28 protein-coding genes and 1 pseudogene are annotated in these 25,933 nt (G+C 65.6%); 11 read left to right on the plus strand and 18 right to left on the minus strand.

The features are described 5' to 3' along the window. Nucleotides 1–222: 222 nt before the first annotated feature. The gene (gene uvrB, locus AT699_RS18505; protein WP_006386177.1) at nucleotides 223–2,262 is read right to left on the minus strand and encodes an excinuclease ABC subunit UvrB; all 2,040 of its coding nucleotides are present in this window, start codon (nucleotides 2,260–2,262) and stop codon (nucleotides 223–225) included. Between the two features lie 170 nt (nucleotides 2,263–2,432). Between uvrB and AT699_RS18510 the strand changes: the two genes are divergently transcribed. After that, nucleotides 2,433–3,632 (plus strand): amino acid aminotransferase, encoded by a 1,200-nt coding sequence (locus AT699_RS18510; protein ID WP_006386178.1) that lies wholly within the window; start codon nucleotides 2,433–2,435, stop codon nucleotides 3,630–3,632. 155 nt (nucleotides 3,633–3,787) lie between these two features. Continuing rightward, complete coding sequence (gene lexA / locus AT699_RS18515) at nucleotides 3,788–4,438, plus strand: transcriptional repressor LexA (RefSeq protein ID WP_024069438.1); 651 nt, start codon at nucleotides 3,788–3,790, stop codon at nucleotides 4,436–4,438. A gap of 108 nt (nucleotides 4,439–4,546) precedes the next feature. On the opposite strand, the gene lon is transcribed toward lexA, so the two are convergent. The 5 genes from lon to loiP form a co-directional block, all read right to left on the minus strand. Then, on the minus strand, nucleotides 4,547–6,997 hold the full coding sequence (gene lon / locus AT699_RS18520; protein ID WP_020928331.1) for an endopeptidase La: 2,451 nt from the start codon (nucleotides 6,995–6,997) through the stop codon (nucleotides 4,547–4,549). 250 nt (nucleotides 6,998–7,247) lie between these two features. Beyond that, the gene (clpX, locus tag AT699_RS18525) at nucleotides 7,248–8,546 is read right to left on the minus strand and encodes an ATP-dependent Clp protease ATP-binding subunit ClpX (protein ID WP_006386181.1); all 1,299 of its coding nucleotides are present in this window, start codon (nucleotides 8,544–8,546) and stop codon (nucleotides 7,248–7,250) included. Between the two features lie 101 nt (nucleotides 8,547–8,647). Continuing rightward, nucleotides 8,648–9,301 carry an ATP-dependent Clp endopeptidase proteolytic subunit ClpP gene (gene clpP / locus AT699_RS18530; RefSeq protein ID WP_006386182.1) on the minus strand — a complete coding sequence of 218 codons (654 nt, stop codon included), beginning with the start codon at nucleotides 9,299–9,301 and terminating at the stop codon, nucleotides 8,648–8,650. 4 nt (nucleotides 9,302–9,305) lie between these two features. Next, entirely contained in the window at nucleotides 9,306–10,616 is a 1,311-nt protein-coding gene (gene tig, locus AT699_RS18535) for a trigger factor (protein ID WP_006386183.1), read from the minus strand. Between the two features lie 168 nt (nucleotides 10,617–10,784). Continuing rightward, nucleotides 10,785–11,540, minus strand: a complete 756-nt coding sequence (loiP, locus tag AT699_RS18540) for a metalloprotease LoiP (protein WP_006386184.1) — start codon at nucleotides 11,538–11,540, stop codon at nucleotides 10,785–10,787. Between the two features lie 262 nt (nucleotides 11,541–11,802). Here loiP and AT699_RS18545 point away from each other — a divergent pair, with 262 nt between their 5' ends. Next, entirely contained in the window at nucleotides 11,803–12,348 is a 546-nt protein-coding gene (locus AT699_RS18545; RefSeq protein WP_006386185.1) for a TIGR00645 family protein, read from the plus strand. Between the two features lie 100 nt (nucleotides 12,349–12,448). Here AT699_RS18545 and AT699_RS18550 read toward each other — a convergent pair whose 3' ends face one another. The 5 genes from AT699_RS18550 to AT699_RS18570 form a co-directional block, all read right to left on the minus strand. After that, nucleotides 12,449–12,655: a cold-shock protein gene (locus AT699_RS18550; protein ID WP_006225311.1), complete on the minus strand. Its 207-nt coding sequence runs from the start codon at nucleotides 12,653–12,655 to the stop codon at nucleotides 12,449–12,451. Between the two features lie 292 nt (nucleotides 12,656–12,947). After that, entirely contained in the window at nucleotides 12,948–13,511 is a 564-nt protein-coding gene (locus tag AT699_RS18555; RefSeq protein ID WP_020928332.1) for a DUF924 family protein, read from the minus strand. A 224-nt stretch (nucleotides 13,512–13,735) separates the two neighbouring features. Next, entirely contained in the window at nucleotides 13,736–13,939 is a 204-nt protein-coding gene (locus tag AT699_RS18560) for a cold-shock protein (protein ID WP_006220190.1), read from the minus strand. Between the two features lie 369 nt (nucleotides 13,940–14,308). After that, on the minus strand, nucleotides 14,309–14,629 hold the full coding sequence (locus AT699_RS18565; protein ID WP_006386188.1) for a hypothetical protein: 321 nt from the start codon (nucleotides 14,627–14,629) through the stop codon (nucleotides 14,309–14,311). Between the two features lie 90 nt (nucleotides 14,630–14,719). Beyond that, nucleotides 14,720–15,118, minus strand: a complete 399-nt coding sequence (locus tag AT699_RS18570) for a hypothetical protein (RefSeq protein WP_006386189.1) — start codon at nucleotides 15,116–15,118, stop codon at nucleotides 14,720–14,722. A 122-nt stretch (nucleotides 15,119–15,240) separates the two neighbouring features. Here AT699_RS18570 and AT699_RS18575 point away from each other — a divergent pair, with 122 nt between their 5' ends. After that, entirely contained in the window at nucleotides 15,241–15,528 is a 288-nt protein-coding gene (locus AT699_RS18575) for a DUF2513 domain-containing protein (protein WP_006386190.1), read from the plus strand. A gap of 93 nt (nucleotides 15,529–15,621) precedes the next feature. On the opposite strand, the gene AT699_RS18580 is transcribed toward AT699_RS18575, so the two are convergent. The 3 genes from AT699_RS18580 to AT699_RS18590 all read right to left on the minus strand — a co-directional run bounded on the left by AT699_RS18580 (nucleotide 15,622) and on the right by AT699_RS18590 (nucleotide 17,566). Further along, entirely contained in the window at nucleotides 15,622–15,894 is a 273-nt protein-coding gene (locus AT699_RS18580) for a hypothetical protein (RefSeq protein ID WP_006386191.1), read from the minus strand. Nucleotides 15,895–15,995: 101 nt separating this feature from the next. Beyond that, nucleotides 15,996–16,391, minus strand: coding sequence for a RidA family protein (locus AT699_RS18585; protein WP_020928333.1), 396 nt, complete (start codon nucleotides 16,389–16,391; stop codon nucleotides 15,996–15,998). A gap of 26 nt (nucleotides 16,392–16,417) precedes the next feature. Beyond that, entirely contained in the window at nucleotides 16,418–17,566 is a 1,149-nt protein-coding gene (locus tag AT699_RS18590; RefSeq protein ID WP_058207611.1) for a DSD1 family PLP-dependent enzyme, read from the minus strand. A 146-nt stretch (nucleotides 17,567–17,712) separates the two neighbouring features. Between AT699_RS18590 and AT699_RS18595 the strand changes: the two genes are divergently transcribed. After that, nucleotides 17,713–18,630: a LysR family transcriptional regulator gene (locus tag AT699_RS18595; protein ID WP_024069441.1), complete on the plus strand. Its 918-nt coding sequence runs from the start codon at nucleotides 17,713–17,715 to the stop codon at nucleotides 18,628–18,630. A gap of 182 nt (nucleotides 18,631–18,812) precedes the next feature. On the opposite strand, the gene AT699_RS18600 is transcribed toward AT699_RS18595, so the two are convergent. Both AT699_RS18600 and AT699_RS18605 read right to left on the minus strand, forming a co-directional pair. Continuing rightward, nucleotides 18,813–19,211 carry a RidA family protein gene (locus tag AT699_RS18600; RefSeq protein WP_020928335.1) on the minus strand — a complete coding sequence of 133 codons (399 nt, stop codon included), beginning with the start codon at nucleotides 19,209–19,211 and terminating at the stop codon, nucleotides 18,813–18,815. Nucleotides 19,212–19,278: 67 nt separating this feature from the next. After that, nucleotides 19,279–20,469, minus strand: coding sequence for an MFS transporter (locus AT699_RS18605; RefSeq protein ID WP_024069442.1), 1,191 nt, complete (start codon nucleotides 20,467–20,469; stop codon nucleotides 19,279–19,281). A 133-nt stretch (nucleotides 20,470–20,602) separates the two neighbouring features. Between AT699_RS18605 and AT699_RS18610 the strand changes: the two genes are divergently transcribed. From AT699_RS18610 to AT699_RS18620, 3 genes are all read left to right on the plus strand, one after another. Further along, a complete protein-coding gene (locus AT699_RS18610) occupies nucleotides 20,603–21,184 on the plus strand; it encodes a TetR/AcrR family transcriptional regulator (protein WP_024069443.1) in 582 nt (193 codons plus the stop codon). Nucleotides 21,185–21,307: 123 nt separating this feature from the next. Then, the gene (locus tag AT699_RS18615) at nucleotides 21,308–21,835 is read left to right on the plus strand and encodes a hypothetical protein (RefSeq protein WP_006386198.1); all 528 of its coding nucleotides are present in this window, start codon (nucleotides 21,308–21,310) and stop codon (nucleotides 21,833–21,835) included. A gap of 70 nt (nucleotides 21,836–21,905) precedes the next feature. Beyond that, entirely contained in the window at nucleotides 21,906–22,211 is a 306-nt protein-coding gene (locus tag AT699_RS18620) for a hypothetical protein (RefSeq protein WP_006386199.1), read from the plus strand. Between the two features lie 23 nt (nucleotides 22,212–22,234). Here AT699_RS18620 and AT699_RS18625 read toward each other — a convergent pair whose 3' ends face one another. Beyond that, a complete protein-coding gene (locus tag AT699_RS18625; protein ID WP_006386200.1) occupies nucleotides 22,235–22,543 on the minus strand; it encodes a hypothetical protein in 309 nt (102 codons plus the stop codon). Between the two features lie 66 nt (nucleotides 22,544–22,609). Next, complete coding sequence (gene kdsA / locus AT699_RS18630) at nucleotides 22,610–23,467, minus strand: 3-deoxy-8-phosphooctulonate synthase (RefSeq protein WP_006386201.1); 858 nt, start codon at nucleotides 23,465–23,467, stop codon at nucleotides 22,610–22,612. Between the two features lie 236 nt (nucleotides 23,468–23,703). On the opposite strand from kdsA, the pseudogene AT699_RS32220 reads away from it, so the two are divergent. From AT699_RS32220 to AT699_RS18640, 3 genes and pseudogenes are all read left to right on the plus strand, one after another. Further along, nucleotides 23,704–24,273: pseudogene (locus AT699_RS32220) on the plus strand (HD domain-containing protein); the annotation flags it as partial. Between the two features lie 90 nt (nucleotides 24,274–24,363). Beyond that, nucleotides 24,364–24,663 (plus strand): nuclear transport factor 2 family protein, encoded by a 300-nt coding sequence (locus tag AT699_RS32225; protein ID WP_411469340.1) that lies wholly within the window; start codon nucleotides 24,364–24,366, stop codon nucleotides 24,661–24,663. Between the two features lie 23 nt (nucleotides 24,664–24,686). Then, entirely contained in the window at nucleotides 24,687–25,904 is a 1,218-nt protein-coding gene (locus AT699_RS18640) for a DUF1444 domain-containing protein (protein ID WP_024069445.1), read from the plus strand. Nucleotides 25,905–25,933: the final 29 nt, after the last annotated feature.

The raw sequence follows: 25,933 nt of genomic DNA on the forward strand, positions 1-25,933 counted from the left end.
ATAAGGCAAGCTTTTTTTGCGCTCAGGGACTCTCTTTCGCGGCGATGCATCCTCGAAAATTTACCCTATAAATCAAATAGTTAAACGCTATATTTAACTTCATCCCAGGGCCGCGAGCCGCTTCGGTTACGCAAATTCCGGGCCCCGCTTCTGCAACACTTGCCTCATCATCGCTTTCAGCAACCCGTCAGCGAAAAGACACATAAAGATACAGCTTTACCCTCATACCGCGCCGTCCAGCAGCACCCGCTGCTTCAAGGCAGTCAGGGCATCGCGAGCGGCCGCGGCCTGCTCGAATTCCAGGTTGCGGGCATGGTCCATCATCAGCTTTTCAAGCCGCTTGATTTCGCGCGCCAGCGCCTTCTCGTCCTTCAGCAATTCGGCCGGCACCGCCGCTTCCAGCGCATCGTGCTGCACCGGGGCCACGATACCGTCGATCAGCTCGCGCACCGCCTTCTGCACCCCGCGCGCGGTAATGCCGTGGTCGGCATTGAATTGCAACTGCTTGGCGCGGCGCCGGCTGGTCTCTTCCATGGCCCGCTGCATCGAATCCGTGATGCGGTCGGCATACAGGATGGCGTGGCCATTCAGGTTGCGGGCGGCCCGGCCGATGGTCTGGATCAGGCTGCGCTCGGAACGCAGGAAACCTTCCTTGTCGGCATCCAGGATGGCCACCAGCGACACTTCCGGGATGTCCAGGCCTTCACGCAGCAGGTTGATGCCCACCAGCACGTCGAACGTGCCCAGGCGCAGGTCGCGGATGATCTCCACCCGCTCGACCGTATCGATGTCAGAGTGCAGGTAGCGCACCCGCACGCCGTGCTCGGTCAGGAAGTCGGTCAGGTCCTCGGCCATGCGCTTGGTCAGCGTGGTGACCAGCACCCGCTCGCCCTGGCTGGTGCGCGCCTTGATCTGGCCCAGCAGGTCGTCGACCTGCGTGCGGGCCGGCAACACCTCGACGATCGGGTCGACCAGGCCGGTGGGACGCACCACCTGCTCGACCACATTGTCGGCATGCTCTTTTTCGTAGGCCGCCGGCGTGGCCGACACGAACACGCACTGGCGCATGCGGGCCTCGAACTCCTCCAGCTTGAGCGGGCGGTTGTCCAGCGCCGAGGGCAGCCGGAAACCATACTGCACCAGGGTTTCCTTGCGCGAGCGGTCGCCGCGGTACATGGCGCTGAGCTGGCCGATGGTGACGTGGCTTTCGTCGATGAACATCAGCGCGTCGGCGGGCAGGTAGTCGATCAGCGTGGGCGGCGGCTCGCCGGGCGCGGCGCCCGACAGATGGCGCGAGTAGTTCTCGATGCCCTTGCAGAACCCCAGTTCCTGCAGCATTTCCAGGTCGAAGCGGGTGCGCTGCTCCAGGCGCTGGGCTTCCACCAGGTGGCCGTCATCGACGAAGCGCTTGGTGCGCTCGCGCAGCTCTTCCTTGATGGTCTCGATGGCGCGCAGCACGGTGTCGCGCGGCGTCACGTAGTGCGAACCCGGATAGACGGTGAAGCGCGGCAGCTTCTGGCGAATACGGCCGGTCAGCGGATCGAACAGTTCGAGGCTTTCGATTTCGTCGTCGAACAGCGTCAGGCGCAGCGCCAGCTCGGCGCTTTCCGCGGGGAAGATGTCGATGGTTTCGCCGCGTACCCGGAACACGCCGCGGGTGAACTCGGCGTCGTTGCGGGTGTACTGCATGGCCACCAGCCGCGCCAGGATCTCGCGCCGCGAAATCTGGTCGCCGGCACGCAGGATCAGCACCATCGCGTGGTAGTCGCCGGGGTTGCCGATACCGTAGATGCACGACACGGTGCCCACGATGATGGTGTCGCGCCGTTCCAGCAGGCTCTTGGTGGCCGACAGCCGCATCTGCTCGATGTGTTCATTGATGGACGAATCCTTCTCGATGAACAGGTCGCGCGTCGGCACGTAGGCCTCGGGCTGGTAGTAGTCGTAGTACGAAACGAAGTACTCCACGGCGTTCTTGGGAAAGAACTCGCGCATTTCGGCGTACAGCTGCGCCGCCAGCGTCTTGTTGGGCGCCAGCACCAGCGCCGGCCGCCCGAGCTGGGCGATGACGTTGGCCATGGTGTAGGTCTTGCCCGAACCGGTCACGCCCAGCAGGGTCTGGTACATCAGGCCGTCCTGCACGCCCTGGATCAGTCCCTCTATTGCGCCCGGCTGGTCGCCGGCAGGCGGATAGGGTTGATACAGGTGGAATGGGCTGTCCGGGAAATCGACATACCCCGGGCCGGCCTCCGGAGCCGCCACGGCAGCGCCAGAGGGCCCATCGGTCGCCCCGTCGGTGACCGCGCCAACGGCTGCGGCACCCGCCGCGCTCGGGTCTATTGCGCTCTTAGGCATGCTAGACTGTTCCCAGGGTAAACCCCCCATTATCCACAGCACTTCCGACTGCGTCCACTCACCCTCAGCAGAGTCCCATGAGCACCCTTTTCGATTCCGTCGAACTCGCGCCGCGCGACCCCATTCTTGGCCTGAACGAACAATACAACGCGGACACCCGCCCCGGTAAAGTCAATCTGGGCGTGGGCGTGTACTACGACGACCAGGGCCGGATTCCCCTGCTGGGCGCCGTGCGCAAGGCGGAAATCGCCCGCATCGAGGCCGCCGCCGCCCGCGGCTACCTGCCGATCGAAGGCATCGCCGGCTACAACCAGGGCGCGCAAGCCCTGCTGATCGGCAAGGATTCCCCGCTGGCCGCCGCCGGCCGCGTCCTGACCACCCAGGCCCTGGGCGGCACCGGCGCGCTCAAGATCGGCGCCGACTTCCTGCGCCAGCTGCTGCCGACCTCGAAGGTCCTGATCAGCGACCCCAGCTGGGAAAACCACCGCGCGCTGTTCGAGCGCGCCGGTTTCGAAGTCGGCACCTACGCCTACTACGACGCGGCCACCCGCGGCCTGAACTTCGACGGCATGCTGGCCGCCCTGAAGGCCGCGCCGGCCAACACCGTGGTCGTGCTGCACGCCTGCTGCCACAACCCCACCGGTGTCGATCCCACCTTCGACCAATGGAAGCAGATCGCCGCGGTCGTCAAGGAAAACAAGCTGGTGCCGTTCCTGGACATCGCCTACCAGGGCTTCGGCGAAGGCCTGCATGAAGACGCCGCGGTCGTGCGCCTGTTCGCCGACCTCGACCTGACCATGTTCATCAGCTCGTCGTTCTCGAAGTCGTTCTCACTGTACGGCGAGCGCGTCGGCGCCCTGACCGTCGTGGCCGGCAGCAAGGACGAAGCCGCCCGCGTGCTGAGCCAGCTCAAGCGCGTCATCCGCACCAACTACTCCAACCCGCCCACCCACGGCGGCACGATCGTCTCCACGGTGCTGAACTCGCCCGAACTGTTCGCCATGTGGGAAGAGGAACTCGGCGCCATGCGCGACCGCATCCGCCTGATGCGCAAGCAGCTGGTCGAGAAGATCAAGGAACACGGCGGCAAGCAGGACTTCAGCTTCGTGCTGCAGCAGCGCGGCATGTTCTCGTACTCGGGCCTGACCTCGGCCCAGGTCGACCGCCTGCGCGAAGAGCACGGCGTCTATGCCGTCTCCAGCGGCCGCATCTGCGTGGCCGCGCTCAACAGCGGCAACATCGACCAGGTGGCCAAGGGCATCGCCGCGGTGCTCTAAGACTCAGCGCCAGCGTCACCCCCAAACGGGACCTTCGGGTCCCGTTTTCATTGCCTGTCACAAAACCATGCCCGATCAACGCTTGCTTTTTTGCGTTATGTCCCCCAGAATGCCGCTGTATATATGTACAGTCCGACACCCAACGGATCATCGCCATGGCCAGCAAACTCACTGATCGTCAACAGCAAATCCTGGACCTCATCCGGCAGACCGTCGCGCGCACCGGCTTTCCGCCCACCCGCGCCGAAATCGCCCAGGCCCTGGGATTTCGCTCGCCCAACGCGGCCGAAGACCATCTGAAGGCCCTGGCCCGCAAGGGCGCCATCGAACTCACGGCCGGCGCCTCGCGCGGCATCCGCCTGAAGGACAACTCCCCGACGCCATCCCAGGCGCCGTTGCCCCTGCCCGGCCTGGCGCAGCTGCTGCTGCCGCTGGTGGGCCGCGTGGCGGCCGGCAGCCCTATCCTGGCCACCGAACACGTCGAACGCGAGATCGGCGTCGATTCCAGCCTGTTCGCCCAGGCGCCGGACTACCTGCTCAAGGTGCGCGGCATGAGCATGCGCGACGCCGGCATCCTCGAAGGCGACCTGCTGGCCGTCAAGAAAGCGTCCGAGGCCCGCAACGGCCAGATCGTCGTGGCCCGGCTGGGCGACGACGTCACCGTCAAGCGCCTGCAGCGCCAGAACGGCCGCATCGAACTGCTGCCCGAGAATCCCGACTTCAACGTCATCGTGGTCGAGGCCGACCAGGAATTCGCGCTGGAAGGCATTGCCGTTGGACTGATCCGTCCGCACGCGCTGCACTGATCCTTCCGCCCCAACCTGGCGCCCGCCCGACGGCCGCGTCAAAAATAAACCCCGCGCAAGCGGGGTTTATTTTTGACGCGCCCCTCGCGGGGCGCCGTGGGCCGGACATCAGTGCTTGAGCACCGGATCCGTGGAACCCGGTTCGGCCGGCTTGGCGACCAGCGGTTCCTTGACCGCTTCGTCTTCAGCCAGCGGCTCCGGCAGGCGTTCCAGGGCCAGCTCCAACACCTTGTCGATCCAGCGGACCGGCACGATCTCGAGATGGTTCTTGACGTTGTCCGGGATCTCCGCCAAATCCTTGACGTTTTCTTCCGGGATCAAGACCGTCTTGATGCCACCGCGGTGGGCGGCCAGCAGCTTTTCCTTCAGGCCGCCGATCGGCAGGACTTCGCCACGCAGCGTGATCTCGCCGGTCATGGCAACGTCGGCGCGCACCGGGATGCGCGACAGGGCCGACACCATGGCCGTGGTGATCGCGATACCGGCGGACGGACCGTCCTTGGGGGTCGCGCCTTCCGGCACGTGCACGTGCATGTCGTGCTTCTCGAACACGCTGTCGGCAAAGCCCAGGCGACGCGCCCGCGAGCGCACCACGGTGCGGGCCGCCTCGACCGATTCCTTCATCACGTCGCCCAGCGAACCGGTGCGTTGGATCACGCCCTTGCCGGGCATGTCCGCCACTTCGATCGTGAGCAGGTCGCCACCGACTTCCGTCCAGGCCAGGCCGGTCACCTGACCGATCTGGTTTTCCTTTTCGGCCATGCCGAAGGTGTAGCGGCGCACGCCGAGGTAGTCGCTGAGGTTCTCGCCCGTGACGTTGACCGGCTTGAGTTCGAAGGTCTTGCCTTCGGCCTTGGCGCGGTCGCTCTGGGTCAGCAGCTGCTTGATCACCTTGCGGCAGATCTTGCCCACTTCGCGTTCGAGCGCACGCACGCCGGCTTCGCGGGTGTAGTAACGCACGATGTCGCGCAGCGCGCTGTCGTCGACGGTCAGCTCGGTATCCTTGACGCCGTTGTTCTTCATCAGCTTGGGCAGCAGATGGTCGCGGGCGATGTGGATCTTTTCTTCCTCGGTGTAGCCGGACAGGCGGATCACTTCCATCCGGTCCAGCAGGGCCGGCGGAATGTTCAGCGTGTTGCTGGTGGCCACGAACATGACGTCCGACAGGTCGAAGTCGACTTCGATGTAGTGGTCCTGGAACGTGTGGTTCTGTTCCGGGTCCAGCACTTCGAGCAGCGCCGACGAGGGATCGCCGCGAAAATCCATGCCCAGCTTGTCGATTTCATCGAGCAGGAACAGGGGATTGCGCACGCCGACCTTCGACATGTTCTGGACGATCTTGCCGGGCATCGAGCCGATGTACGTACGACGGTGGCCGCGGATCTCGGCTTCGTCACGCACGCCGCCCAGGGCCATGCGCACGAACTTGCGGTTCGTGGCCTTGGCGATGGACTGGCCCAGCGAGGTCTTGCCGACCCCCGGAGGACCGACCAGGCACAGGATCGGCGCCTTGACCTTGTCCACGCGCTGCTGCACGGCGAGGTATTCGAGGATGCGTTCCTTCACCTTCTCCAGGCCGTAGTGGTCGTTGTCGAGCACCGTCTCGGCATTGGAGATGGAATTGTTGATCTTGCTCTTCTTCCTCCAGGGGAGATTGATGAGCGTATCGATGTAGTTGCGCACCACGGTGGCTTCGGCCGACATGGGCGACATGAGCTTGAGCTTCTTGAGCTCGGCATCGGCCTTCTTGCGCGCCTCCTTGGGCATGTGCGCGGCGATGATCTTCTTTTCGAGCTCCTCGATGTCGGCGCCCTCTTCGCCTTCGCCCAACTCCTTCTGAATGGCCTTGACCTGCTCATTCAGATAGTAGTCGCGCTGGCTCTTTTCCATCTGCTTCTTCACGCGGCCGCGGATCCGCTTTTCGACCTGGAGAATGTCGATTTCGGTTTCCAGCTGCGTGAGCAGGCCTTCGAGGCGCTCGGAGGTGCCGACGATCTCGAGCATCTTCTGCTTCTGCTCGAGTTTCAGCGGAAGATGCGCGGCGATCGTGTCGGCCAGGCGGCCGGCGTCATCGATGCCGGCGAGCGAGGTCAGGATCTCCGGGGGGATCTTCTTGTTGAGTTTTACGTATTGCTCGAACTGGGCGACGATCGCGCGGCGCAGGGCCTCGGTCTCGGAGCCCTGGACGGCGTCCGGCTCGATCGGGGTGACCTGGCAGGTGAAGTGCGAATCGGCGTCTTCGATGCTGTTGATGCGGGCGCGCTGGGTGCCCTCGACCAGCACCTTGACGGTGCCGTCGGGCAGCTTGAGCATCTGCAGGATGCCGGCGACGCAGCCGATCTCGTAGACGTCTTCGGGAGTGGGATCATCCTTGCCGGCGGATTTTTGGGCCACCAGCATGATGCTCTTGCCCGCTTCCATCGCAACCTCGAGCGCGCGGATGGAGCGCGGACGGCCGACGAACAGCGGGATGACCATGTGCGGGAACACCACGACGTCGCGCAGCGGCAGCAGGGGAAGGTCGATCGGGTCGGAAGGCAGGGTCTGGCTGGCAGACATAGGAGGTTCCTCGGTATGACTCGGCGTATCGGGGACAGGATGACCGGGTATACCCGGACAGCCCCGTCAGTTACGTCTGTTATGGGAACAATAGCCGAAAATTCAAGATCCCGGCGGCCCGATAAACAAAATGGAAAAAAAATCGGCGGCCGCCATCCCGTTATATTGGACGCACCCTGGGAGTGTGCGTTCAATCAGGCGCCGGAGACAAAAAAACCCGTTACGGAAACGGGTTTTTTTGAAATATCCGTCAGGCCGCGGCGTCGCGGACTTCTCCGCGCTCGGGCTTTTCGGCCGTCCCTTCCTCGTCGGCGTAGATCAGCAGGGGCTTGCCCTCGCCTTCGATCGCGCCTTCGTCGAGCACCACACGCTTGACGTTGCCTTGCGACGGCAGGTCATACATGGTGTCGAGCAGGGCCTGCTCGATGATGGAACGCAGGCCGCGGGCGCCGGTCTTGCGCTTGAGCGCCTTGCGGGCGATGGCCTTGAGCGCGGCGGGCCGCACGTCCAGCTCGGCGCCTTCCATGGCGAACAGCTTCTGGAATTGCTTGAGCAGGGCGTTCTTGGGCTCGGTGAGGATCTGCACCAGGGCAGCTTCATCGAGTTCGTCCAGCGTGGCGACCACGGGCAGGCGGCCGACCAGCTCGGGGATCAGGCCGAACTTGATCAGGTCTTCGGGCTCGACTTCGGAGAACAGCTCGCCGACGCCGCGCTCGGACTTGGCGCGCACGGAGGCGGAGAAGCCGATGCCGGACTTTTCGGTGCGGTCGCGGATGACCTTTTCCAGCCCGTCGAAGGCGCCGCCGACGATGAACAGGATGTTGGTCGTGTCGACCTGGACGAAGTCCTGGTTGGGGTGCTTGCGCCCGCCTTGCGGCGGCACCGAGGCCACCGTGCCTTCGATCAGCTTGAGCAGGGCCTGCTGCACGCCCTCGCCCGACACGTCGCGGGTGATGGACGGGTTGTCGGACTTGCGGGAAATCTTGTCGATTTCGTCGATGTAGATGATGGCGCGCTGCGCCTTCTCGACTTCGTAGTTGCAGTTCTGCAGCAACTTCTGAATGATGTTCTCGACGTCTTCACCGACGTAACCGGCTTCGGTCAGCGTGGTGGCGTCGGCCATGACGAACGGCACATTCAGCATGCGCGCGAGCGTCTGCGCCAGCAACGTCTTGCCCGACCCGGTGGGGCCGATCAGCATGATGTTGCTCTTGGACAACTCGACTTCGTCGCCCTTGATCTCGCCGTGGCGGATGCGCTTGTAGTGGTTGTAGACGGCCACTGCCAGCATGCGCTTGGGCGAGGTCTGCCCGATCACGTACTGGTCGAGGAACGTCTTGATTTCAGCCGGAGTGGGCAGTTCGGAACGAATCGCCGCGCGCGCGGTCGCCTGCGCTTCCTCGCGGATGATGTCGTTGCACAGGTCTATGCATTCATCGCAGATGAATACCGACGGGCCCGCGATCAGCTTGCGGACTTCGTGCTGGCTTTTATTGCAAAACGAGCAATGCAGCACTTTTGCGTCTGCCGATCCCTTTTTTTCAGGCATATGTAGTCGTATCTCAGGTAAAGAAGCGCCGGACCGGGTAAAGGGCCCGGCGCCTGCGCTTACTCAAACAAGGCGGCAGCGGATGGGACTCAGCCGGGAAGTCAGCCTTCCGAGCGGGAGGTCATCACCTTGTCCACCAGTCCATACGATACCGCATCTTCGGCGGACATGAAGTTGTCACGTTCCGTGTCCAGGGCGATGCGGTCGATCGACTGGCCGGTATTGTCGGCCAGGATGCGATTGAGACGCTCGCGCAGGTCCAGGATCTCGCGAGCCTGGATCTGGATGTCGGAGGCCTGCCCCTGGGCGCCGCCCGAGGGCTGGTGGATCATGATGCGCGAGTTGGGCAGGGTGAAACGCTTGCCCTTCTTGCCAGCCGCCAGCAGGAAGGCGCCCATGCTGGCCGCCAGGCCGGTGCACAGGGTCGACACGTCCGGCTTGACGAACTGCATGGTGTCGTAGATGGCCATGCCCGCGTACACCGACCCGCCGGGCGAGTTGATGTACAGGGAAATGTCCTTGTCAGGATTCTCCGATTCCAGGAACAGCAACTGGGCCACGACCAGGTTGGCCGTCGCGTCGTTGACCGGGCCCACCAGGAAGATGAGCCGCTCGCGGAGCAGGCGCGAATAGATGTCGTAGGCGCGTTCGCCGCGCCCCGACTGCTCGATCACCATGGGAATGTAGCCCAGGCCGGTGGGGGTCACCGACGACCCGCCATTCATTGCCGCATAGAAATCGGTGAATCTCTGCATAGTGTTACGCCATCCCCATCAACTGATCGAAAGGCACCTTTTCGTCGGTGACCTTGGCCTTTTCCAGAACGTGCGCGACGACGTTGTCTTCGAGCACGATCGCCTCGATTTCAGCACGACGCTGGCGGTCGGCCAGGTAATAGCTGACAACCTGGGCGGGTTGTTCGTAGTTTTCCGCGAATTCCTCGATGCGGGCGCGGACCTGTTCCGGCTTGGCCTGCAGCTGGGCTTGCTTGACCAGTTCGGACACCAGCAGGCCCAGGCGCACGCGGCGCTCGGATTCGGTCGAGAAGGCCTCGGCCGGGATCGGCACGGACTCGGCGTTCGGCACGCCACGCTGCTTGAGCTCTTCGCGGGCGGCGGCGATGCGGCTTTGCACGTCGTTGTCGACCAGCGCCTTCGGCACGTCGAACTTGCCGGCTTCGACCAGGGCGTCCATCACGCTGGCCTTGGTGCGGCCTTGCGAGCGCACCTTGACTTCGCGTTCGATGTTGCTGCGGATGTCGGCCTTGAGCTTTTCGATGTCGCCTTCGGCCTGGCCGAGCGACTTGGCGAATTCGGCGTTCAGTTCGGGCAGGACGCCTTCGGCCACTTCCTTGACGGTGATGGTGAATTCGGCGGTCTTGCCGGCGACTTCCTTGCCTTGGTAGTCATCGGGGAACTTGAGCGGGAAGACCTTGCTTTCGCCAGCCTTCAGGCCGCGGGCAGCTTCTTCGAATTCCGGCAGCATGCGGCCCTGGCCGAGCACGAAGGGGAAGTCTTCGGCCTTGCCGCCGTCGAACGGCACGCCGTCGATGGTGCCGGCGAAGTCCAGCGTGACGCGGTCGCCGTCTTGCGAGGCGCGGCCTTCACGGGCTTCGAACGTGGCGCGCTGCTTGCGCAGGACGTCCAGGGTCTGCTGCACTTCGGCGTCGGTGACCGCGGTTTCATAGCGGGTCACGGCCAGGGCCGACAGGTCCGGCACGGCGACTTCGGGGTAGACCTCGAACGTGGCGGTGAAGGCCAGCGTGTCTTCGCCGACGCCTTCCGTCTTGGGTTCCAGGTTCGGGGCGCCGGCGACGCGCAGCTTGGCGCCGTCGACGGCTTGTTCGAATGCACGGCCGACCTGGCTGTTGATCACGTCGTAGCGGATGCCGGGGCCATGGCTGCGCTCGAGCATGGCGAGCGGCGCCTTGCCGGGACGAAAGCCAGGGACCTTGGCGGTGCGGGCCACGCGCTTCAACTGCGCCTGGACTTCCTTTTCGACGTCGGCCACCGAGACGGCCAGATCAACACGGCGCTCGAGGCCGGAGAGGGTTTCAACCACAGGCTGCATTAAAAGACCTATTTTCCGAAAGATATGAGATGACGGGCGGATAAACGCGGCATTTTACCGGAAACTTCCGGACCCCTGACGCAAAGGGGCGCGAGCACCCGGATAAGCCCGGATGCTCGCGCCCCGTTTTCCACCCGGAAAGGGCGGCAAATTGCCCGCCAGGGCGCTTTACTTGGCCTTGGCGATGCGATCTTCGATGTGCTGCGCGCGCTTGGCCGAGGACGGGTGCGAGCTCATCATATCGCTCTTGCCGCCGTCCAGCTCGGCCAACTTCTGGAACGCCGTCACCAGGCCGCGGGTGTTCAGCTTCTTGGCCTGCAGCTGGTCGAACGAGTAGTCGTCGGCGGCGCTTTCCTGCGACTGCGAGAACTGCGCGTTGATGAACTTCTCGGTCAGGTCGCCCAGCTGCGACGAGTTCAGGGCGGCGACCGTGGCGCCACCGGCGGCGCCGGCGGCATCGCGCGCGGCCGAGACCGTGTAGGCGGTCTGCATGGCCTTCTTGCTGTGGCCCAGCGCCACGTGGCCGATTTCATGGCCGACCACGCCCAGCACTTCGTCGTCGGTCATCATGTCCATCAGGCCGCTGTAGACGCGGATGCAGCCGTTGGCCATGGCCCAGGCGTTGACGTCCTTGGTGATGTAGACCTTGTAGTTGGCCTTCTGGCCGTTGACGGTGCCGCCCAGCTGCTTGGCGATCTTCTGCAGGCGCACGTCATACTTGCTGCCCGGCGCGGCGATCTTTTCCTGCGAATCGCTCTGCGCGCAAGCCTTGTCGGACAAAGTCTTGATTTCGGCATCGCTCAGGGTGGCGGCCTGCACCACCTTGCTGCCGGCGCCCACCAGTCCCCCGATATCGAGGGCATGCGACGCGGAGTAAGGGGCGAGAGCAACGGCCAGCGCGGCAACGGTGTAGCGGATCTTCATGAAAAAAACTCCTCTTGACTGACTCGGGTGCGAGTGAGGCCGCAATTCTATATACGCCCAAAGCTCTCAAACCGTTTCGCCACAGAGTTTCGCAAATGCGAACTTCACTTACACAAAAGGCATGCAAAAGACTCCTTACCGTGGTAAGTACCGCGCCTGCGACGTCAAACCGTCATCAAAAACAAATACCGGCGCAGGCCGGCGTTGTTAGAATTGCCGCCGCAGTTTTTTCCGCACTTCCTCATAACGGCTCGCAACCACCATGACCCCCAACACCCCTCCCCGCCTGGGCCTGCTGCCCAGCCTGATTTTCAGCTCGCGCTGGCTGCAACTGCCGCTTTATCTGGGACTGATCGTCGCCCAGGGCGTTTACGTGATGCTGTTCCTGAAGGAACTGTGGCACCTGCTGACGCATGCCACCAGCTTCGGTGAAATGGAGATCATGCTGCTGGTGCTGGGCCTGATCGACGTGGTGATGATATCGAACCTGCTGGTCATGGTGATCGTGGGCGGCTACGAGACCTTCGTGTCGCGCCTGCGCCTGCAAGGCCATCCGGACCAGCCGGAATGGCTCAGCCACGTCAACGCCAGCGTCCTCAAGGTCAAGCTGGCCATGGCGATCATCGGCATCTCCTCGATCCACCTGCTGCGCACCTTCATCGAGGCCGGCACGCTGGGCACGCCCAATGCGCGCTTCTCGGAGGCGGGCGTGATGTGGCAGACCATCATCCACGCGCTGTTCATCCTGTCCGCGCTGGGCATCGCCCTGGTCGACAAACTGTCGACGCCCTCGCATCCCAAGCATTGAGCGCCCGGCGCGCGCCGCAGCAAAAAGAAAAGCCCCGACACTCGCGTGCGGGGCTTTTTTCATTGTGGCGCGCCGCCAGGGGCGCGCCACGGACCTGGACTCAGGCGGCCACCTTGATGTTCTTGGCGCTCGGGCCCTTGGGGCCGGTACCGACCTCGAACGTGACCCGTTGGTTTTCCTGCAGCGACTTGTAGCCTTCGCTGCGGATTTCCGAGTAGTGGGCGAACAGATCCTTGCTGCCGTCGTCGGGCATGATGAAGCCATACCCTTTTTCGGCGTTGAACCACTTGACGATGCCGGTTGCCATGGAATTTCCTCGAACCTAAAGAAGCGATTGCTCGCGGGGCGCCAGATGATCAAGGATGGGAGAGGAAAGCAACGCAGCACCACTGACCGCGACAAGTTGAACGCAGACCGCGTCTCTTGAAAATCTCGCTGGACCCAGTGTATTGGCGAACCTCGAAAAACGTCAAATAAACGATCATCGCAAGCGTCGCGCCCTGCCCGCGGCGAGGCCGCGATCGCTTTTTTTCAACTCGCCATGCGTCGATACAGGCGGATACGCTCGCGCGCAAGGCATGCCGCGCCGCCCCCCTGCCTCATCCGGCAAAGCCGCCGGCGTCCAGGAACTCCTGCTCGGGCTGCGTCGTCTGCCGGCCCAGCGCGGCGTTGCGATGGGGGAAGCGGCCGAAGCGCTTGATGATGTCGCGATGCAGGACGGCCCAGCGCACCGCGTCGGCGCCCAGGGGTTCCATCAGCGCCACCGCCCGGTTCTGCGCGGCGACGGTTTCCGCATGCTCGAAGGGCATATAGAAAAACTGGCGCAGCGCCGGATCGACGGCCAGGTCGTGGCCGGCGGCAATGGCGCGCTCGGCGAACACCAGCGCCAGCGGATCGGTGGCGAACATGTGCGCGGTGCCACGGTATGCGTTGCGAGGATACTGGTCCAGCAGGATCATCAACGCCAGCGCCCCCTCGGGCTCGTCCATCCAGGCATCGAGCTGGCGAGCCGCGGCGGCCATGTGGGCCGGGCCGCAATGCTGGCGGAAGCGCTCATCGAAGGCCGCGTCCTTGGTGAACCACTGCTGCGGCCCGGCGTCGCGCCAGAACGCCACGATGTCCGCCGCGCGCAGGGAAACAGGTTCTTGGCCAGGTTGGGTCATGGAGATCATCCTCGATCGATTGCGGGTGCGGGGTGCGGGTCCGCCGCCTGGCGGGCGGAAGGACGGGGAACTGGCGCAAGGATACCGCGAGCCAGGAACACTGGCAGCGACTGCGGCGGCCCCGCCAAGAGGCCACAGGCGCCGCCGGACAGCAAAAGGGCTCCCCGATGGGGAGCCCAGATGCAAAAAAGCCCCCGAAGGGGCTTTTCCGAAAAGTCAGAGCCTTACAGGACCTGAATCTTCGTGGCTTGCGGGCCCTTGGGGCCATTGGCCGTCACAAAGCTGACGCGCTGGTTCTCTTCCAGAGACTTGAAGCCCGAGCCCTGAATTTCGGAGAAGTGAGCGAACAGATCCTTACCACCCGCTTCCGGGGTGATGAAGCCATAGCCTTTTTCCGAATTGAACCACTTAACGACGCCGGTTTCCATACTGTATTTCCTAGAGATAATGGGCAAATGCCCGGAGGTCACGAATCAATCAAGGAGGGGACAGTAGAACAATAACGCTGAGCCGGAAAAGGCACGGCACTGAACGAAAATCGCAACGCTTGTGATCGTGTGCCGACACTATCGTTATGTTCCCCTCACAAGTCAACATAATCCTAAAAAATACGTGCCAATAATGCAACAAAGAGAAACTGCGAACAAAATTTACACGTTTTCATAGGCAAAAAGAAGGCCTGCATAGGTGTAAACACCCACGCATCATAAAAAAACAATCAAGGCTTATATAAATGCCATCAAAGGGCGTCGCTCACACATACGCCGTTTGGATGGCACTTTGGTTTGCCGTCAGGCTTACTCTTCGATAGGTAAACCCAACAGATCGAGCGCCGCGTTGAAAGCTTCGGGGCCCGAGCAAAGGAAAACCGCCACGTCGCCGGGATTCATATTCTCCAGGACCTGGTCGATTTGGTCTTGCGCATTATCAACATTGTCGACACCAGCGGCGTGAATGTCCGCGCCGGCTTCGACTTTCTCGCGGGGCACGAGGTCGGCGATCGCCTCCAGATCGTCCATGCCGGTCACGACATAGGCGCTGATGCTCTCGCCATCCAGCGTTGTGTGCAGCTCAACGCCGCCCGCCACGTCGGCAACATGCCGACTCAGTATTTCCATGATCACTCTTCCTAGACTTGCGGGCCGGGCCCGCCTGGGCGCGCCCGCACGGGTGCGCACACGCCCAGGCGCGACTATAACAGCCTTATGCTAAGGCTTCCTGACAGCCGGTCCCAAAGAGCGGCGGGCGGCGCCGGAGGTGGCCGCCACGCTGCGGCTGCGCACGCCGGCGGCGGCCAGCGCGGCCAGCAGCGGCTTCTGCGCATCCAGGAAGGCGGCCTTCTCGTCGTCCGCCAACTTGCACAGGAACATCTGCGCCAGCAACTGCGTGCGGCGAGCCTTGCGATTGTCGGCCTCCTGGGCCAGCCAGGCGGCCACCCAGTCGGCGGCCGCCTGCGCGTCGCCCTGGTGCTTGACGTGCCCCAGCAGGTCGAACACGGTGACGCCGGCGATGGCGCCGTCCTCGGCGCGCGTCAGGAAGAGCTTGGCGGCCTGGCCGCTGTAGCCCGGGACCAGGGCAATGCAATCGCGCTCGGCGGGTTTCTTCATGGGTACTGCCTGTATCGGTTATCGGTAACCCTGCAATGTAACCCGCGCCCGCCGCTGTCGCGTGGGCGCCACGGAACTCTGCTATCGTCGGCCTGTTTTTCCCCAACTCTACGGCGGACATCATGCAACGCGATTTCGATCTGGTCGTCACCATCCTGGGAGCCCTGCGCGACGCGCCGGGCCCCAACCTGAGCACCCATGACATCAAGGAAGCGGCCCTGGCCCACGAACAAGGCCTGCAGTTGGTCGCGCACCACCTCGACCTGCTGGCCGACGCGGGCCTGGTCAAGCAGGTCAGCGAAACGGCGGCGACCGCCGGCGATACCCGCTGGCGCATCACCTGGAAGGGTTACGACGCGCTGGAACAGGACGAAGAAGACGACGACGAGGATTTCGACGCCGAGGAATGAGGCGCGCCCCGGCCCTTGCGACGCGGCCGGCGGGCGTGTCATCGCGCCCCGCCGGCGGCCCGGCGGCCACGCCCGGCCAGGTTCCGGAACGGCTCAGTGGCGCCGCAGGATGCGCCGCGTCAACAATGCGGCCGCGGCGCCGATCACCAGACTGAACATGAAGGCGGCAACCGCGAGCATCGCCGCCTGATCGCCGAAACCGGCAGATCGCGACAACACCACCACCACGGCGCAGACCGCCGCGGCCCATACCACCACGCCCGCGAGCACGCGGCCCGGTGTGCGCAACCGGCCGCACAGCGACCCACCCACGAGCGCCGCGGCCACCATGGCGGCCATGGACCAGAACAGATATTCGTAGTGCATGCGGACGGACTCCCCTGCGGTATTGAGGCGAGCGCATTATAGGCGGGCGCGCCGCCCATCTGTCCCCGAGATCCAGGACGTCAGCCGCGCCGGCGCCCGCCTCAGGCCTGCGGCGCGACCGCGACGGCGCTGATTTCCACCAGCGCCCCATAGTGCAATTCCCGTGTCGGCACGATGGCGCGAGCGGGGCGGTGATCGCCGAAGCTGCGTTCGTAGACGCCGTTCACCTCGTTCCACATGCCAACGTCCGGGATGTACACCGTGACATTGACCACCGCGGACATCGATGTCCCCGCGGCTTGCAGAATGGCCGCCAGGCTGCGCAGCGCGGCCTCGGTCTGCGCGGCCACGCCTTGCGCGAGGCGTGGCGGCTCGCCGGGCTGGACGGGCGGCAGGAAACCCAACTGCCCGGAAACGAAGACAAAGCCATTGGCGCGCACGGCCTGCGAATAGTGACCGGCCGGCGGCGTTGCATGGGGGGTGGATATGATGTCCATCTCGACTCCTGGAGGCTGCGGCCGGGCTACCAGCCGCGGAAACGTTGCCATTGCGCCACGACCTGGCGATCGCCGCTACGCACCACGGCGTAGGCGTCATGCTGGGCGCAGGTGGCGCAGGCGTGGTTCGGCACGATCCGCAGCCGGGTGCCCAGCGGCAGATCGGGCAAGGTGGCGCCGCTGCCCGCGCGCAGCTTGATGATGCCCTGCTCCTGGTTGGTCTCGGCCAGCAGCAGGTCGGGATAGACCTGGCCATCCGCGTCGCACACCAGCCCGTACAACTGGTCCACCGGCTGCCGGGCCGTCCCGCGATCGCGCGACATGGCCATCCAGCCGGCATCGACCAGGATCCAGCCCTTGTCGGGCTGGTGGCCGATCACCGTGGTCAGCACGCTCGCGGCGATGTCGTCCACGGCGCACACGCCCAGTCCCGCCATGACGAGGTCGAAAAACACGTAGACGCCGGCGCGCACTTCGGTCACGCCCTCCAGGTTGCGGGCGAAATGGGCGGTGGGCGTGGAGCCCACGCTGACCACCGGGCACGGCAGGCCGGCGGCGCGAATCGTTTCGGCGCAGCCGACGGCGGCCAGGCGTTCCTGCTCGGCCATGTCGGCGATCGCCTCCACGCTGCGGCAGCCATAGGACTCGCCGGCATGGGTCATGACGCCGCGCAGGCACCCGGCGGCATGCAGTGTTCGCGCGATTTCCAGCAACTGTCCGGCCTGGCCCGGCTGCACCCCGGCGCGGTGGCCATCGCAATCGATTTCGATCAGCGCCGGAATCGCGGCGTCCTCTTGGAGGGCGCGCGCGGCCACGGCCTGCGCCGCCTCGACGCTGTCGACCACGACGGTCAGGTCGACGCCACCACGCCGCAGCGCCAATACGCGTTCGAGCTTGGCGGGCGCCACGCCCACGGCATACAGCAGGTCGGTCACGCCCGCCGCCGCGAACTGCTCGGCCTCCTGCAGCGTCGACACCGCCGCCGGCCCTTCGGGCCGCGCCATGACGCGACGCGCGACCTCGATCGATTTGGGCGTCTTCAGGTGCGGACGCAGCTGCACCCCATGGCCGGCCATCAGGCGGTTCAGGCGCTCGATGTTGCGTGTCATGCGGGTTTCGTCCAGCAGCAGGCAGGGCGTATCCAGCGTATCCAGGGTGACGGAGGCAGTGGTCATGGCGATATCGGTGAAACTGAAACGGGCGCGCGGGAAGGAATGCAACGCGGATGGCGCCCGGGTATCCGTCCGCAGGTTCGCAGTATGGCGCGCCAGGGCGCTTGCGTGTTTAATCAATGCTTAATCAATCATTAAGGCGATTCTGAATGATCACCACGGATGACCTGCGCTTTTTCCTGAGCCTGGCCGCCACCAGCTCGTTGGCGCAAGCGGCGCGCGCGCTCGACGTGACGCCGCCCGCCGTGACCCAGCGCTTGCATGCGTTGGAAAAACGCCTGGGCGTGCGCCTGGTCAATCGTTCCGGGCGCGGCACCGCGTTGACCGACGAGGGCCGCCTGCTGGCGCTGCGCGCCGGGCAGATCTGCGGGGAACTGAACGAGCTGGCCGATGAGCTGGCGGGGCGGCGCGGCGTGGTGGCCGGCCATCTGCGCGTTGTCGCGCCGCTGGGATTCGGCCAGCGGTACGTGGCGGGACTGGTGGCGGAGTTTCGCCAGCACAGCGACAACGTGACCGCCAGCCTGGTGCTGTCCGACGGTCCGCCGCGGCTGGCAAACGATGACTGGGACGTCATGGTTCACATCGGCGAGCTGCGCGATTCCACGCTGGTGGCGTATCCCCTGGCGCCGAACCGGCGCATCCTGTGCGCGTCGCCCGCATACCTGGCTCGCCACGGGGCGCCCGCCAAGCCCGAAGACCTGCGCGACCACGACTGCATCGCGTTGCGTGAAAACGAAGAGGACGTGACGCTGTGGCGCTTCAAGCGCGGTCGCGGCCCGGTGGTGGGCGTGCGCATTGCCCCCGTGCTGTCGAGCAATACCGGGGCCACGGCGGTGGCCTGGGCGCTGGCGGGGCATGGCATCGTGGCGCGATCGGAATGGGATGTGGCCGAGCACGTGAAGCGCCGCGCGCTGGTGCCGTTGCTGCCGGGCTGGAGCCTGCCCGAGGCGAATGTGGTGGCGCTGGTGAAATCACGCCAGGACCTGCCCGCGCGCACCGCGGGCTTTCTGGCCCACCTGCGCGAAGCCTTTGCGGCCACGCCATGGCGCGACAAGGGCCAGGCGTAGCGGTGCGAGGAAGGGGAGCCAGCGGGAGGCGTGTTCATCCGACGCGGCGCCGGAAAGTCGGTGGACTCTGCAAAGCCGTGCCTGCCGGCGCGAGCCGGATGAACGTTCGCAGGATGCCAGATCGCGGGACGCCCGGGGCAGGCGCTTCCGATAAATCGGACTCCTCGATCCCCCCGCCACAATCAGTCGAGCATGGCTTCCGCTTCGATCTCGACCAGCCACTCCGGCAACGACAGGCCGCTGACGATGATCCAGGACGAGGGTGGCGGATCGTTCGGGAAGCGGTCGCGCAGCACTTGCGCGATCGACTCCTGGTCCTCGCGCGCCGTTTCGCAGATGTAGATGCGCAGCATGATGACCTGCGCCAGTGTGCCGCCGGCCGCCGCCAGCACGCGTTCGATATTGTCGATCGCCGCGTCGGCCTGTTCGCGCAGCCCTGGGCTGACCGTGCGCTCCTGCGCATCGACGCCGACCTGGCCCGACAGCAGCATGCGGCGCTGGCCGGTCACGATCACGGCCTGGCTGAAGCCATATTGCACCGTATTGAAGACAGTATCGGGATTGACGACGGTTCGGGACATGTGGATTCTCCTGGTGGGCGGCGCGCCCCGCAGCGCGGCGCTTGCGCCATTCTAGAGGCGCCCGCCATCAGGCGGCCGCGGGCGCGGGCCGCGCGCCACGCGCCGCGTACACGGCCACCAGCAACACCACCGCGCCCGCGCCGACCGCGGTCCAGAAGCCCGCGCCGACGCCATGATGATCCACGATCCAGCCCGCCAGCGCGGCGCCAGCCGCGACGCCCGCGCCCAGGCCCGTCACCAGCCAGGTCAATCCCTCGGTGAGACGGCGGCCCGGCACGGTGCTCTCCACCAAGGCCATGGCGATGATCATGGTCGGCGCGAACGACAGCCCAGCCAGCAAAACGCCCAGGGACAGCGTGAGCAGGTCGCCGACCCACAGCAGCGGCAAAGTGGTGAAGGCGGTCACGCTGGCGGCCACGGCCAGCAACCGCGCCAGCGGCGTCTGGAACTTGAGCACGCCGAACGCCAGGCCGGCGACGCACGATCCCAGCGCGTAGGCCGACAGCACCATGCTGGCCCCGGCCGGCAGGCCCTGCTGGCGCGCGAAGGCCACGCTCATCACGTCGATGGTGCCGACGATGACCCCCATGGCGGCCATCATCGCGGTCAGTTGTCGCATCAGCGGCACGCCCAGCACCGAGGACTCACGGCCCGCTTCGCGCGGCTGCACCGCCGGCGCGGTGGCACGCTGCAACACGAAGGCGGTGACGCCCAGGCCCAGCAGCAGCGCCGCGCCGAGCGGGCCGGCTTCGGGGAAGAGGATGACGCACAGACCCACGGCCAGCGGCGGGCCGATGATGAAGCTCAATTCGTCCAGCACCGATTCGAGCGCATAGGCGGTGCGCAGTTGCGGCCGGTCGCGATAGATCTCGGTCCAGCGGGCCCGCGCCATGGCCGGCATGCTGGGCAGGCTGCCCGCCAGCGCAGCGAACACGAACAGGGTCCAGTCGGGCGCCTGCAGGCGCACGCAGGCGGCCAGGCCGATCAGCCCCGCCACGCTGGCGCCCGCCGCCAGCGGCAGCACCCTGCCCTGCCCGTGGCGATCCACCAGGCGTGAAATGCGCGGCGCGAGCAGCGCCGTGGCCAGGGCGAAGGTGGCCGCGACCGCGCCCGCCAGGGTGTAGGCGCCCCGCACTTGCGACAGCATGGTGATGATGCCGATGCCGATCATCGGCAGCGCCAGCCGCGCCACGGCGCACGCGGCGACAAAACCGGCGGCGCCGGGCGCCAGGAACAATTCGCGATAAGGATTGGACACCCGGAACCTCTGGGATGTTGCGGGCCGGCGACAGCCAGCCGGACAAATTTACATACGTGACGTATGTGAGATGGTATTCACATGCATGGCGCATGTCAATTAACATACGACCCGTATGTCATTGGAGCCAGCCATGTCGCGATCGCGCGCCGAGATGATCGAGGAAACCCGCGGAAAACTGTTGGCGACGGCGCGCGAGTCGTTTCGCCGCGCCGGTTACGCCGGCACCTCGATGGATGACCTGACCGCCGCCGCCGGCCTGACCCGGGGAGCGTTGTATCACCATTTTGGTGACAAGCAAGGTCTGCTCGCCGCGGTGGCCGCGCAGATCGACGCCGAGATGGAGGCGCGGCTGCAGGCCATCTCGCGGGATGCGCCCGACGCCTGGACCGCGCTGCGCGAGCGCTGCCGCGCGTATCTGGAAATGGCCGCCGACCCCGAGATCCGCCGCATCGTGCTGCAGGATGCGCGCGCCGTGCTGGGCCATGCCGGCGCCGCCGCCCAGGAACAATGCACCGCGTCGCTGGGCGAGTTGCTGCAGGACCTGATGGACCAAGGCGCGATCGTCGCCGCGCCCCCGCGCGCGCTCGCCCGGATGCTGCATGGCGGCCTGGCCGAAAGCGCATTCTGGATCGCCGAGGACGATGGCCCGGCGCGCCTGGCGCAGGCCTTGCAGGCGCTCGATCTGCTGCTGCAGGGCATGCGCCGGCGCTGACCGGATCGATGCCCGGGGCTGGCCCTCGCGGCAAACGCCATCGTCGCGCATAATGCGCTCAGCGCGCTCAGTGCCCCACCGGCCCGCGCCCCTTCCCTGAACCCGGATCCACGATCATTCGAGATGAAGCTTTTGCGTCATTACGCCCTGGCCGCCCTGCTGTGCGGCGCCGTGCTGCTGCCGGCCGCCGCGCCCGCCCAACCGCCCGCGCCGGACGTCACGCAGGCCCTGGTGGGCAAGTGGCGGCACCAGACCATGCTGCGCACCGTCGACGGCAAGGCGCAGCCGCCCCAGCCCTCCGGCGGCGCGGGCGTGGTCGAGTTTCGCGGCGACGGCACCTGGTCGATGCAAGGCCCGGACATGGTTTCCAGCGGCACCTACCGATGGCTCGATGCCAAGCGCATCGAACAGACGCTGGAGCAATCCACCAGCAAGCATGAACTTGGCGTGGCCTCCATCCGCTACGTGAAGATCCAGGGCGATCACCTGAGCCTGACGCGGGTGCAGGACCGCAGGGAAATGGACAAGCTGATGCCGCCGCCCGGACCGAACGTGCGCCGCCCCGACCAGTTGATCGTCACCAACGTCTTCACCCGGTTGCCGGCGGAGCCGAATCCATCCGCGCCCGCGGGCGGCGCGGGTCACCGCTAGGCCAAACGCGGTATGGAAGGATGAGACCGTCTTTGCTACGCTGAGTCATCCCCATGGAGGGCACCAGGCCATGAAACCCAAGATCCGCGTGCTGCGCGTCCAGCCGTCGTCGATGTCGGCCCGCTTCGCCTTCCTGGCGATCGCGCTGCGCTGGTCCTTGGGCGCGACGCCCCGGCCGGCGCGCCTGCGGATCGGCCCGCACGACCTGGCGCCGGTCGGTTCCGAGGCGGCGTTCTGGATGTTCGCGCTGCGCCACGCCCTGTCGGCGCAGTCGGTGCTGGTCACGCGGGGCGATTACTGGGACGTGGCGGCGTCGGTCGATGGCGACGTGATCCGCGCCTTCGGCCGCAAGTTTGCACTGCGCCAGTGCCTGTGAAACAAGGCGATTGGCGCGGGCGGCTAGAACTCGGGCAGGTCGAACACCGTATGCAGGGTGGAACTGGGCGCCGGCACGGAAGCCAGATGCTCGCGGCCGTCCTCGTCGGTCAGCACCCGCACCGGGCGCGAAGCCACTGACAGGCCGTCCACGCTGACGACGGTCTCGACGTCGGCGCCGGCCTTGATGGCTTCGATCACTTCGGAAGCCGCCGCGGTCACGGGTTCGCTGACCCAACCGGGCACGCCGCGCTCGGCCAGCCCCCAGCGCACGTAGGCGACATGGCCGGTAACGGCTTCTTTACGAACGGCGACGATCGCGTAAAACGACATCCGGGCCTCCCTCAGGTTTGGTGGCCCGGATCGTATAACAACTTGGCTGATTCGCGATGACAGCCGTCAGGGTTCGATGTCGATGGGCTCAAAGGATTTCACCAAATCATCCAGTTGTTTCAATTGGGTGAGGAACGGCTCCAGCTTGTCCAGCGGCAGCGCGCTGGGGCCGTCGCATTTGGCGTTCCGGGGGTCCGGGTGGGCCTCCAGGAACAAGCCCGCCAGCCCCACGCCCATGCCCGCCCGCGCCAGTTCCGCCACCTGCTCCCGGCGCCCGCCCGAGGCGGCGTCCAGGGCCGAACGCTGCTGCAGGGCATGGGTGACGTCGAATATCACGGGCCGGTTGCCCGTCACCTTTTTCATGACCCCGAAGCCCAGCATGTCCACCACCAGGTTGTCGTAGCCGAAGCTGGTGCCGCGATCGCACAGGATGATCTGCTGGTTGCCGGCCTCGGTGAATTTCTCGACGATATTGAGCATCTGGGTAGGACTGAGGAACTGCGGCTTCTTGATGTTGACGACGCGGCCGGTCTTGGCCAGCGCCACCACCAGGTCGGTCTGGCGGGCCAGGAACGCCGGCAATTGCAGGATGTCCGCGACCTCCGCCACCGGCGCCGCCTGCCAGGGCTCGTGCACGTCGGTGATCACCGGCACGCCGAAGTTCTGCTTGACCGCCTCGAAGATCTTCATGCCCTCTTCCAGCCCCGGCCCCCGGTAGGAATGGATCGAGGAACGATTGGCCTTGTCGAACGACGCCTTGAACACGTAGGGAATGCCCAGCCTGGTGGTCACGCGCTGGTATTCCTCGCAGGCGCGCAGCGCCAGGTCCTTGGATTCCAGCACGTTGATCCCGCCGAACAGCACGAAAGGCTGGTCGTTGGCGCACGTGATCGAGGGCGAAATGATGACTTCCGGGGCGGTCATGATGGGGCTGTCCTGTAGGGATGAAGCAGGTAATAGTGCGTAATGTACAACCTGCCCACCCCGGTTCCGGCCGCCGCCGCCGCTTTTTTGCCTCGGTCCGGCGACAGGACGCCATGTGGCGCCGCCGCGGCGCTGCGCCGTCCGATCCGCGCGGTCGGGACGAACGCAAGATACACTCGCTGACGGGGGACGATACCCGCGAGCGTATTGACAACGGACTTACGACGACCTGATTCATGGACACCGACACCCTGTCCCGCCGACTCGAATTCCTGCGGCAAGCCGAGAAGCTCAAGGACGTGCTGCGCAGCGCCCGCAGTTCGGGCGGACGCCAGGAAAGCACCGCCGAACACACCTGGCGCCTCTGCCTCATGGCCATGATGCTGGAGGAAGACCTGGCGGACCTGGATTTCACCCGCATCCTGCGCCTGTGCGTGATCCATGACCTGGGCGAAGCCATCCACGGCGACATTCCGGCGACGCAACAGTCCCCCGGCGCCGGCAAGGGCGCCCAGGAACGGCTGGACCTGCTGCAACTGGCCAGCCCGCTCGATGCCCCGGCGCGCGACCGGTTGCTGGCGTTGTGGGACGACTACGAGAATGCCGCCTCGCCCGAAGCCCGCGCCGTCAAGGCCATGGACAAGCTGGAGACGCTGCTGCAACATAACCAGGGCGCCAACGCGCCGGACTTCGACTACGCGTTCAACCTGGACTACGGCCGCAAGCACACCGATGCCCTGCCGCTGTTCCGCGAGATCCGCCGGCTGCTGGATGCCGATACCGAAGCGCGCATCCGCCAGCAGGCCGCCGAACGCGCCGCGCGGCCCGCGCCCTCGCCGGCCGATGTCGTGCAGCGCCAGCTGGACGCCTACAATGCGCGGGACATCGACGCCTTCATGCCGGCATGGGCGCAGGACTGCGAGTATTACGCGTTCCCCGGCACCCTGCTGGCGCGTGGCAGCGCCCAGGTCCGCGAACGTCACCTCGAACGTTTCAAGGAACCCGATCTGCACGGCAGGCTGGTCCATCGCATGGTCAACGGCGACATGGTGGTGGACCAGGAAGTCGTCACCCGCAACTTCGCCGACGGCCGCGGTGAAGTCGACGTCGTCGCGATCTACGAAGTGCGCGACGGCCAGATCGCCAAGGCCTGGTTCAGGCTGGGCGCGCCGCGACTGCACGGCGGGCCCGCATAGCGGCCGCAAGGCCCGGGAAAAGCATGGGATTACTCGACTCGCTGTTCCGGCGCAAGCCCACGCAAGACCAGTTCGCCCGGCTTTTCATCGACGCCGTCCGACAGCGGGGCTACACCGGCACGCTGGACTACAAAGCGGATGAATTCCGGCTGCTTCACGGCGAAGGCTCGTACTTCAACCTGCACAACGCCTATAACGCCTATTGCGAAGCCCGAAGCGGCCAGCGCCAGGGCGCGTTGCAGGGCTATGTCTCGACCCTGCTGACCAGCGACCAGACCAGGCCGGCCTCGCTGGCCGAGGCCCGCCCGCTGCTGCGGCCGGTGATCCGGGCCCGGGCCATGATCGAGGCGATCCGCATGCACCACCTGCGCACGGACGGCAACGACACCGACTTCCGCCCCGCCCTGCGGCCGTTCGGCGACGACTGCGTGGTGCTGCTGGCGCTGGACCATCCGGAATCCATCGCCACGCTCACCAACGGCCCCGATGCCGACTGGGGCCTGTCGTTCGAGCAGTCGCTGGCCATCGCCATCGACAACCTGCGTGACTCGGCCGACCACTTCGTGGAAGTGGCGCCGGGCGTGCATGGCGGGGCCTGGGAAGACGGCTACGACATCAGCCGCGCGCTGCTGCCGGACATGCTGGAACGCGTCGCGGTCCGCGGGCGTCCGGTGTTCATGATGCCCACGCGGGATCTGTTACTGGTCAGCGGCGACAACGACGACGCCGGCCTGTTGAAGATGATGGAACTGAGCCAGCAGGTGGTGGCCCACGGCCGCCCGGTGTCGCCATACATGTACCACTATGGCGAAACCGGCGTCGAACGCTACCTGCCGCGCCAGGAGCGCATCATCCACCTGCAGGCGCACCTGGCGCGAGTGCTGGCGCAGGGCGATTACGACGCGCAGAAGGAAGCGCTGGACCGCCTGCACGAGGAACGGGGCATCGATGTGTTCGTCGCCACCTACAATCTGTTCATGCAGAACGACGATTCCGCCACGTCGTTCTCGCTGGCGACCTGGACGCGCGGCGTGGACACCTCCCTGCCCAAGGTCGACCGGCTGGCGCTGGTGCGCCCGGAGGCCAACGACGATATCGGCGAAGTGCGGGTTGTCAGCTGGGAGCAGGCGGCGCCGGTGCTGGCGCCGTTGCTCGAACCCGAAGATCTCTATCCGGCGCGCTACCGCACCCGGGGATTTCCCAGCGACGCGCAATTGGCGCAATTGCCCGAAGCGGATTGAGCGCAACCGGACGGTCGACCCGTCCGGCG

Source organism: Achromobacter xylosoxidans, from assembly GCF_001457475.1.
GTDB lineage: Bacteria > Pseudomonadota > Gammaproteobacteria > Burkholderiales > Burkholderiaceae_B > Achromobacter > Achromobacter xylosoxidans.